Source organism: Streptomyces racemochromogenes, from assembly GCF_044129415.1.
GTDB lineage: Bacteria > Actinomycetota > Actinomycetes > Streptomycetales > Streptomycetaceae > Streptomyces > Streptomyces racemochromogenes_A.
This window is the reverse complement of record NZ_JBBDHD010000248.1, coordinates 1-4,426: the sequence shown is the minus strand read 5'-3', so window position 1 is coordinate 4,426 and position 4,426 is coordinate 1. Positions and strand designations below refer to the sequence as shown.

1 protein-coding gene is annotated in these 4,426 nt (G+C 74.7%); it reads right to left on the bottom strand.

Annotated features, from left to right (window positions below; translation table 11 throughout):
- Positions 1 to 4,426: SDR family NAD(P)-dependent oxidoreductase (locus tag WDV06_RS36360; RefSeq protein ID WP_395514080.1), on the bottom strand; the 4,426-nt coding region annotated here is incomplete at both ends.

The window sequence follows — 4,426 nt, the reverse complement described above, 5'->3', positions numbered from 1 at the left end:
GTGGGGGGCATCACGCCGTGGCGCAGGGCCTGCACCATCTTGATCACGCTGGCGACGCCCGCGGCGGCCTGCGTGTGCCCGATGTTGGACTTCAACGAGCCCAGCCACAGCGGCCGCTGCGCGTCACGGCCCTTGCCGTACGTGGCGAGCAGCGCCTGCGCCTCGATCGGGTCGCCCAGCGCCGTACCCGTGCCGTGGCCCTCCACCACGTCCACGTCGGACGGGGAGAGGCCGGCGCCGGCCAGGGCCTTGCGGATCACCCGCTGCTGCGAGGGACCGCTGGGCGCCGTGAGGCCGTTGGAGGCGCCGTCCTGGTTGACGGCGCTGCCGCGCAGCACCGCCAGCACCCGGTGTCCGCGTTCCCGCGCCACCGACAGCCGCTCCAGGACGACCACGCCGACGCCCTCGGCGAGGCCCATGCCGTCCGCGCCGTCCGCGAAGGCCTTGCAGCGGCCGTCACCGGCCAGGCCCCGCTGCCGGGAGAAGGCGAGGAAGGCTCCGGGCGTGGCCATCACCATCGCGCCGCCGGCCAGCGCCATGGAGCACTCGCCCTGGCGCAGGGACTGCGCTGCCAGGTGCATGGCGACCAGGGAGGAGGAGCAGGCGGTGTCCACGGACACCGAGGGGCCCTCCAGGCCGAACACGTACGACACGCGGCCGGTGGCCACGCTCGGGGCCAGGCCCGTGCCGGCGAAGCCCTCGACCTCGGGTGCGACCGTGCCGGTGCCGTAGCCCTGGCTGGAGACGCCGGAGAAGACGCCCACGTCGCTGCCCTTGAGCGAGAACGGGTCGATGCCCGTGCCCTCCAGGGCCTCCCAGGAGGTCTCCAGCAGGAGCCGCTGCTGCGGGTCCATGGCGAGCGCCTCACGCGGGGAGATCCCGAAGAACCCGGCGTCGAACAGCCCCGCGCCCTCCAGGAAGCCGCCCTGGTCGACGTACGAGGTGCCGGCCTGGTCGGGGTCCTGGTCGAACAGACCCTCCAGCTCCCAGCCGCGGTCCTCGGGGAACCCGGAGACCGCGTCCCGGCCCTCGGACACCAGCTTCCACAGCTCCTCGGGGGAGGCGACGCCGCCGGGGTAGCGGCAGGCCATCCCGACGATCGCGATCGGCTCGCCCGCGTCGGCGGCCGCGGCCGCCGTCTGCTCGGCCGGGGCGGGTGCCACGTCGCCGAACTCCTCGCGCAGGTAGCGGGCGAGGGCCAGGGGGGTCGGGTAGTCGAAGACCAGCGTGGCCGGGAGCTTCAGGCCGGTCGCCTCACGGACGCGGTTGCGGAGCTCGACGGAGGTCAGGGAGTCGAACCCGGCGTCCTTGAACGCCATGTCGGCCCGGACCCCGCCCGGCCCGGTGTGGCCGAGGACGACGGCGGCCTGGGTGCGCACCAGGTCGAGGAGGAGGGCTTCCTGTTCCGGGGCCGTGAGTCCGGCCAGCCGTGCGGAGAGCTTGCGGCCCTCGTCGGCGGTGGCTCCCGCCTGCGCCTGCTGCCGGCCGGCCTTGACGAGGCCGCGCAGCAGGTTCGGCACCGCGCCGCCGGCCGCCGCGTCGGACCGTATCCCGCGCAGGTCCAGCTTGACGGGCACGAGCAGGGGCTCGCCGGCACCGAGGGCGGCGTCGAAAAGACCCATGCCCTCGGCGGCCGATATCTCCAGCACCCCGCTGCGGCTCGCCCGGGCCTGGTCGACGCTGCTGAGGTGGGAGGCCATGCCGAGGGACTGCTCCCACAGGCCCCAGGCCAGCGACAGGCCCGGCAGGCCGGCCGCCCGCCGGTGGTCCATCAGTCCGTCGAGGAAGTGGTTGGCGGACGAGTAGTTGCCCTGTCCGGCGCCGCCGGAGAGGCCCGCGACGGATGAGAACACCACGAAGGCGTCAAGGCTCAGGCCCCGGGTCAGCTCGTCGAGGTGGCGCACCGCGTCCACCTTCGGCGCGAACACTCCGGCCAGCCGTTCCCTGGTCAGCGCCCCGATCAGCCCGTCGTCGAAGACGCCGGCCGTGTGGACGACACCGGAGAGCGGGTGCTCGTCCGGTACGGACGCCAGCAGCGCGGCGAGCTGGTCGCGGTCGGAGAGGTCGCAGGCGACCACGGAGATCTCGGCACCCCGCTCGGCCAGTTCGTCGACGAGTTCCGTCATGCCCTCGGCGGCCGGTCCGCGGCGGCTGGCCACGAGCAGGTGGCGCACCCCGTGCCGGGAGACCAGGTGGCGGGCCACCAGGCCGCCCAGTGATCCGGCGCCCGAGACGAGGACCGTGCCCTCCGGGGCGAAGGTCGCCGGAACCTCCGGGACCTGCGCGGCGGCGCGGGCGAGGCGGGGTACGGAGAGGGTGGTCCCGCGTACGGCGACCTGCGGCTCACCGCTGGCCAGTACGGCACCGAGGACGGAGTCCATCACGGAGTCCGTGGCGCCTTCGGCGGCCGGGTCGACGTCCACCAGGACGATCCGGTCCGGGTTTTCGGCCTGCGCGGCGCGCACCAGACCCCATACCGCGGCGCCGGCGGGGTCGGTGACCGTCCCGCCGTCACCGGCGGGCACGGCGCCCCGGGTCGCGATGACCAGTTGCGACTCCTCCAGTCCGGCTCCGGCCAGCCAGGCCTGCATCACCTCCAGCACGCGGGCGGCCAGGTCCAGCACCGGGTCCTCGCCGCTGTCACCGACGGCCTCCAGGACCGCGACCAGCGATACGCCGTCGGCGGCCGCCAGGGCGTCGGACAGTGCCGTCACCTCGTCGGCGGTGGAGACGGGCGCCCACGTCAGGACGGCGTCCACCTCCTCCTCGGGCTGCGGGAGCTCGCTCCACTCCACCCGGAACAGCGCGTTGGCGACCGCGGTGTCCGCCGGGGTCTCCAGCTGTCCCGCGGACACGGGGCGGGAGACCAGCGAGTCCAGGGTCACCACGAGCGCGCCGGTCTCGTCGGCGGCCTGGAAGGACAGCGCGTCCGGACCAGTGGGCGCGACCCGCACCCGCAGGGCCGGGGCCCCGGCGGCGTGCAGGGCCAGCCCGTTCCACGCGAACGCCAGCACCGGCTCTCCGGGCTCCTCGTCCGCCGCGCCCGCGTGGGCGAAGGTCCCGGCCTGGAGGGCGGCGTCCAGGAGGGCCGGGTGGACCCCGTACCCGCCGGCCTCCTTGCGGTACTCGTCGGGCAGGGAGACCTCGGCGAAGACCTCGCCGTCGCGCCGCCAGACCGCACGCAGGCCCTGGAACGCCGGCCCGTACCCGTAGCCGCGCTCGACCAGGTCGCCGTAGAACCCGGCCGCGTCGACCGGCTGCGCCCCGGCGGGCGGCCAGGCGGTGAAGTCGAAGCCGCCGGAGGCCGGCTGGGCCGAGGCCGACAGGATGCCGGTGGCGTGCCGCGTCCAGGCGTCGGCCTCGGCGTCCTCGCGCAGGGAGTACACGGCCACGGAGCGCGCACCGTTCTCGCCGGGCGCGCCGAGCGCGACCTGCACCCGTACGCCGCCGTGGTCGGGGATGACCAGCGGTGCCTCGATGACGAGTTCCTCCAGCAGCTCGCAGCCCGCCTCGTCACCGGCGCGCACGGCCAGCTCCACCAGCCCGGAGCCGGGAAGGATGACCACACCGCTGACGGCGTGGTCGGCCAGCCAGGGGTGGGTGCGCAGGGACAGGCGGGAGGTGAAGATGAACCCGTCGGACTGCGGCAGCCGGACGACCGCGCCGAGCAGCGGGTGATCGACCTGCGTCTGGCCCAGGGAGGCCGCGTCCGTCGCGGTGCCCGTGTCCTTCAGCCAGTAGTGCCGGTGCTCGAAGGCATACGTCGGCAGCTCCACGTGCCGGACGGGCTGCGGCAGGACACCGCTCCAGTCGAGGTCGACACCGCGGACGAAGAGCTCGGCCATGGAGGCGTAGAGGCGGCGCAGGCCGCCGTCCTCTCGGCGCAGGGAGCCGGCGACGACGGCGTCCGTCTCCGTACCGTCGACGGTCTCGTTGATCGGCTGGACCAGCACCGGGTGGGCGCTGACCTCCAGGAACACCCCGTGGCCCTGGGCGACCAGTTCGGCGACGGCCGGACCGAAGCCGACCTGACCACGCAGGTTCCGGTACCAGTAACCGCCGTCCAGCACACCGGCGTCGGTCACCCAGCCGCCGGTGACCGTCGAGTAGAACGGGATGGCGGGGGCGAGGGCTTCCACCCCGGACAGGGTTTCGGCGAGGAGCCTTTCTATGGCTTCGACGTGCCGGGTGTGCGAGGCGTAGTCCACCGCGACCCGGCGCACCCGGACTCCCTCGAAGGCCAACGCCTCCAGGGCCTCGTCGAGCGCTTCGGCGTCACCGGCGACCACGACGGACGACGGGCTGTTGACGGCGGCGACCTCGACCCGGTCCGCCCACCGCTCCAGCTGGGCGGCCGCCTCGTCGGCGCTCAGCGCCACCGAGGCCATCCCGCCGCGCCCGGCCAGCTCCTCGGCGATGGCCTGGC